At 54.0% G+C, this 5,289-nt stretch carries 3 rRNA genes; all 3 read left to right on the top strand.

From position 1 onward, the window contains the following. Positions 1-51: 51 nt before the first annotated feature. The 3 genes from SD71_RS09885 to rrf all read left to right on the top strand — a co-directional run bounded on the left by SD71_RS09885 (position 52) and on the right by rrf (position 5,113). Positions 52-1,605, top strand: a 16S ribosomal RNA gene (locus SD71_RS09885). Between the two features lie 267 nt (positions 1,606-1,872). After that, positions 1,873-4,807 (top strand): 23S ribosomal RNA (locus SD71_RS09880). Between the two features lie 189 nt (positions 4,808-4,996). Beyond that, positions 4,997-5,113, top strand: a 5S ribosomal RNA gene (rrf, locus tag SD71_RS09875). Together the 16S, 23S and 5S rRNA genes form the textbook arrangement of a ribosomal RNA operon. The last annotated feature ends 176 nt before the right edge of the window (positions 5,114-5,289 follow it).

Raw genomic sequence — 5,289 nt, 5'->3', positions numbered from 1 at the left:
GACAACGATTTACTTTTTTTAAGTCAGCATTTTGAGCCTTCATGGCTCTCTATTATGGAGAGTTTGATCCTGGCTCAGGACGAACGCTGGCGGCGTGCCTAATACATGCAAGTCGAGCGGAGTTGATGAGAAGCTTGCTTCTCTGATACTTAGCGGCGGACGGGTGAGTAACACGTAGGCAACCTGCCCACAAGATCGGGATAACATTCGGAAACGAATGCTAAGACCGGATAAACAGTCCTCTCGCATGGGAGGGTTGGGAAAGACGGAGCAATCTGTCACTTGCGGATGGGCCTGCGGCGCATTAGCTAGTTGGTGAGGTAACGGCCCACCAAGGCGACGATGCGTAGCCGACCTGAGAGGGTGAACGGCCACACTGGGACTGAGACACGGCCCAGACTCCTACGGGAGGCAGCAGTAGGGAATCTTCCACAATGGGCGAAAGCCTGATGGAGCAACGCCGCGTGAGTGAGGAAGGCTTTCGGGTCGTAAAGCTCTGTTGCCAGGGAAGAATAAGGTCATGTTAACTGCATGATCGATGACGGTACCTGAGAAGAAAGCCCCGGCTAACTACGTGCCAGCAGCCGCGGTAATACGTAGGGGGCAAGCGTTGTCCGGAATTATTGGGCGTAAAGCGCGCGCAGGCGGTTCTTTAAGTCTGGTGTCTAAGTGCGGGGCTCAACCCCGTGATGCACTGGAAACTGGGGAACTTGAGTGCAGAAGAGGAGAGCGGAATTCCACGTGTAGCGGTGAAATGCGTAGAGATGTGGAGGAACACCAGTGGCGAAGGCGGCTCTCTGGACTGTAACTGACGCTGAGGCGCGAAAGCGTGGGGAGCAAACAGGATTAGATACCCTGGTAGTCCACGCCGTAAACGATGAGTGCTAGGTGTTGGGGGGGTCCACCCCTCGGTGCCGAAGTTAACACATTAAGCACTCCGCCTGGGGAGTACGGTCGCAAGACTGAAACTCAAAGGAATTGACGGGGACCCGCACAAGCAGTGGAGTATGTGGTTTAATTCGAAGCAACGCGAAGAACCTTACCAGGTCTTGACATCCCTCTGAATCCTCTAGAGATAGAGGCGGCCTTCGGGACAGAGGAGACAGGTGGTGCATGGTTGTCGTCAGCTCGTGTCGTGAGATGTTGGGTTAAGTCCCGCAACGAGCGCAACCCTTGAGCTTAGTTGCCAGCACGTAATGGTGGGCACTCTAAGCTGACTGCCGGTGACAAACCGGAGGAAGGCGGGGATGACGTCAAATCATCATGCCCCTTATGACCTGGGCTACACACGTACTACAATGGCCGGTACAACGGGTCGCGAAGCCGCGAGGCGGAGCCAATCCTACCAAAGCCGGTCTCAGTTCGGATTGCAGGCTGCAACTCGCCTGCATGAAGTCGGAATTGCTAGTAATCGCGGATCAGCATGCCGCGGTGAATACGTTCCCGGGTCTTGTACACACCGCCCGTCACACCACGAGAGTTTACAACACCCGAAGTCGGTGGGGTAACCCGCAAGGGAGCCAGCCGCCGAAGGTGGGGTAGATGATTGGGGTGAAGTCGTAACAAGGTAGCCGTATCGGAAGGTGCGGCTGGATCACCTCCTTTCTAAGGAGCCCTTTAAGGGCATTACGAAAACCGTATTACGCTCGAGTTCAGTTTTGAAAGGGCAATGCTCTTTCAGTCATGGTCTTCCTTGGTTGCCAGCTTTTGTGGCTTGAGCAGCTATGCGAAAACATGATAAGATATTCTTCCTGCCGATTGGCGGGAGAAGCAAAACTTGTTCCTTGAAAACTGGATAGCGAAACAAAGCGCGATAGAAACATCATCGAACTTATCTGTGAAACTGATGTTGCAGCATAATGCCGCAGCAAAGGTTAAGCTAATAAGAGCGCACGGTGGATGCCTAGGCGCCAGGAGCCGACGAAGGACGCGACGAACAGCGATATGCTTCGGGGAGCTGTAAGTGAGCTTTGATCCGGAGATTTCCGAATGGGGAAACCCAGCTATCGTAATGGATAGTTACCCATCACTGAATTCATAGGTGGTGCGGAGGCACACCAGGGGAACTGAAACATCTAAGTACCCTGAGGAGAAGAAAACAAAAGTGATTCCGTCAGTAGCGGCGAGCGAACGCGGAGAAGCCCAAACCAGAGAGCTTGCTCTTTGGGGTTGTGGGACGTCTCACATGGAGTTACAAAAGAGGATATTAGGCGAAGAGGTCTGGAAAGGCCCGTCACAGAAGGTAACAACCCTGTAGCCGAAAGTGCCCTCTCTCCGAGACGGATCCCGAGTACCGCGGGACACGAGAAACCCCGTGGGAATCCGGCAGGACCATCTGCCAAGGCTAAATACTTCCTGGCGACCGATAGTGAAGCAGTACCGTGAGGGAAAGGTGAAAAGCACCGCGGGAGCGGAGTGAAAAAGAACCTGAAACCGTGCGCTTACAAGAAGTCAGAGCCCGATCTAGGGGTGATGGCGTGCCTTTTGTAGAATGAACCGGCGAGTTACGTTCACGTGCAAGGTTAAGCTGAGAAGGCGGAGCCGAAGCGAAAGCGAGTCTGAATAGGGCGCTTAAGTACGTGGTCGTAGACCCGAAACCGTGTGATCTACCCCTGTGCAGGGTGAAGGTAAGGTAACACTTACTGGAGGCCCGAACTCGTGAGCGTTGAAAAGCTCTGGGATGACGTGGGGGTAGGGGAGAAATTCCAATCGAACTCGGAGATAGCTGGTTCTCCCCGAAATAGCTTTAGGGCTAGCCTCGAGGTAGAGCATCATGGAGGTAGAGCACTGATTGGGTGCGGGGCCCGCCAAGGGTTACCAAGTCCAGTCAAACTCCGAATGCCATGTATGTATACTCGGGAGTCAGACGGTGAGTGCTAAGATCCATCGTCAAGAGGGAAAGAGCCCAGATCATCAGCTAAGGTCCCTAAGTGTGTGTTAAGTGGGAAAGGATGTGGAGTTGCGAAGACAACCAGGATGTTGGCTTAGAAGCAGCCACCATTTAAAGAGTGCGTAATAGCTCACTGGTCGAGTGACTCTGCGCCGAAAATGTAACGGGGCTAAACACACCACCGAAGCTATGGCATGTACACTTAGGTGTGTACTTGGGTAGGGGAGCGTTCTGTAAGGATTGAAGTCAGACCGTGAGGACTGGTGGACTTTACAGAAGTGAGAATGCCGGTATGAGTAACGAAAAGACAGGTGAGAATCCTGTCCGCCGAAAGCCTAAGGGTTCCTGGGGAAGGTTCGTCCGCCCAGGGTAAGTCGGGACCTAAGGCGAGGCCGAAAGGCGTAGTCGAAGGACAACAGGTTGAAATTCCTGTACCACCGTAATCCGTTATGAGCGATGGGGGGACGCAGGAGGGCAAAGACGCAGACTGATGGAATAGTCTGTCCAAGCAGTGAGAGGTGTGTGCAGGCAAATCCGCACACTATAACCTCAAGCTGTGACGGGGAGGGAAAATCACAGTACCGAAGGTCTTGCACCCACGCTGCCAAGAAAAGCCTCTAGCCAGGAGAAGGTGCCCGTACCGCAAACCGACACAGGTAGGCGAGATGAGAATTCTAAGGCGCGCGGAAGAACTCTCGTTAAGGAACTCGGCAAAATGACCCCGTAACTTCGGGAGAAGGGGTGCCCCGGTAGTGTGAATAGCACGAGGGGGCCGCAGTGAAGAGGCCCAAGCGACTGTTTAGCAAAAACACAGGTCTGTGCGAAGCCGTAAGGCGAAGTATACGGGCTGACGCCTGCCCGGTGCTGGAAGGTTAAGAGGAGCGGTTAGCCGCAAGGCGAAGCTGTGAATTGAAGCCCCAGTAAACGGCGGCCGTAACTATAACGGTCCTAAGGTAGCGAAATTCCTTGTCAGGTAAATTCTGACCCGCACGAATGGCGTAACGAACTTGGGCGCTGTCTCAACGAGAGATCCGGTGAAATTTTAGTACCTGTGAAGATGCAGGTTACCCGCGACGTGACGGAAAGACCCCATGGAGCTTTACTGTAGCTTGATATTGAACTTTGGTACGGTCTGTACAGGATAGGTGGGAGCCTAAGAAATAGGAGCGCAAGCTTCTGTGGAGGCGCCGTTGGGATACCACCCTGATCGTATCGGAGTTCTAACCTGTCACCGTGAATCCGGTGAAGGGACCGTGTCAGGCGGACAGTTTGACTGGGGCGGTCGCCTCCTAAAGCGTAACGGAGGCGCCCTAAGGTTCCCTCAGAATGGTTGGAAATCATTCGCAGAGTGCAAAGGCATAAGGGAGCTTGACTGCGAGACATACAGGTCGAGCAGGGACGAAAGTCGGGCTTAGTGATCCGGTGGTACCGAATGGAAGGGCCATCGCTCAACGGATAAAAGCTACCCTGGGGATAACAGGCTTATCTCCCCCAAGAGTCCACATCGACGGGGAGGTTTGGCACCTCGATGTCGGCTCATCGCATCCTGGGGCTGAAGTAGGTCCCAAGGGTTGGGCTGTTCGCCCATTAAAGCGGTACGCGAGCTGGGTTCAGAACGTCGTGAGACAGTTCGGTCCCTATCTGTCGCGGGCGTAGGAAATTTGAGAGGGGCTGTCCTTAGTACGAGAGGACCGGGATGGACGCACCGCTGGTGTACCAGTTGTTCCGCCAGGAGCATCGCTGGGTAGCCAAGTGCGGAAGGGATAAGCGCTGAAAGCATCTAAGCGCGAAGCCTGCCTCAAGATGAGATTTCCCAATTCGTAAGACCCCTGGAAGAACACCAGGTTGATAGGCTCGGGGTGGAAGCGCGGCAACGTGTGCAGCTGACGAGTACTAATCGGTCGAGGGCTTATCCTAAATTCACAGATATCGATGATCGTTTCACCCGCTTTGTTTCGCATCCAGTTTTCAAGGCGCAAGCGTGCAACGCGTTGCTTCGCAACGCTGCCTGCACACATGCGGGCTGTGACGATTTCATCGCACAGTAGGCGCAAGCCTTGTACAAGTCTGCTTTGCAATGCCGTGCATTGCTTCCTGCAGCAACTGTCTGGTAATAATGGCGGAGGGGTTCCACGCGTTCCCATACCGAACACGACCGTTAAGACCTCCAGCGCCGATGGTACTTGGACCGCAGGGTCCTGGGAGAGTAGGACGTTGCCGGGCAAAAAGCAAAGACACCTTCATCTGAGGTGTCTTTTTCATTACGTCTCAAATTAACGGGCCTGACACCCGCTACTTGAATACATATTCACAAAATCTGCCTGCTTACGCACCACAGTCCCGCTATATGTTCAAAAGCATCGCGTCGGTATCCTCACAGCTCCGATTAACGGGCCTGA

Source organism: Cohnella kolymensis, from assembly GCF_000829465.1.
GTDB classification, from domain to species: domain Bacteria; phylum Bacillota; class Bacilli; order Paenibacillales; family Paenibacillaceae; genus Cohnella; species Cohnella kolymensis.
This window is presented reverse-complemented; position numbering and strand designations above follow the sequence as displayed.